Annotated in this window: 1 protein-coding gene; it reads left to right on the top strand. The window is 78.1% G+C overall.

The window, feature by feature from the left end; genetic code table 11:
- Nucleotides 1–407 (top strand): hypothetical protein (locus QOL99_RS17640; RefSeq protein WP_285525707.1); only part of this gene is annotated, 407 nt, incomplete at both ends.

Raw genomic sequence — 407 nt, 5'->3', positions numbered from 1 at the left:
GAGACGGGCGCGGCGGCTACGCGCTGGCGGCGGGAGCACTGGGCGAGGGCACCCTGACCCTCACGGACGGGGAAGGCCTCGTGCCGGAGCTGGGCGGTTCCCTGCGGCTGCGGCCCCTCGCGCTGGTGGAAGGCTCGGCGGGCGAGGCGGCGGCAGAGGTCACCCTCTCCGGCCCGCTCACCGCCCCGCGCCTGACCGGGACGCTGGAGACACGCGGGGCAGAGGCTCTCGGCGTCACGCTGGCCGACACGCGCGGCAGCTTCGGGGGCACGCTGGCCGAGTTGCGCGGCACGCTGACCCAGGGCGAGGACCCGGTCGCCACCCTGGAGGGCCGTCGCCTGACCCTCTCCGGCCTGACGCTGGGCGCGGCGGGCGGAACCCTGCGGGCCAGCGGCACCGCCACGCTG

Source organism: Deinococcus rhizophilus (assembly GCF_030271215.1).
Classification (GTDB): domain Bacteria; phylum Deinococcota; class Deinococci; order Deinococcales; family Deinococcaceae; genus Deinococcus; species Deinococcus rhizophilus.
Note: the sequence above shows the minus strand (reverse complement) of the source record. Positions and strands in the feature narration are given on the sequence as shown.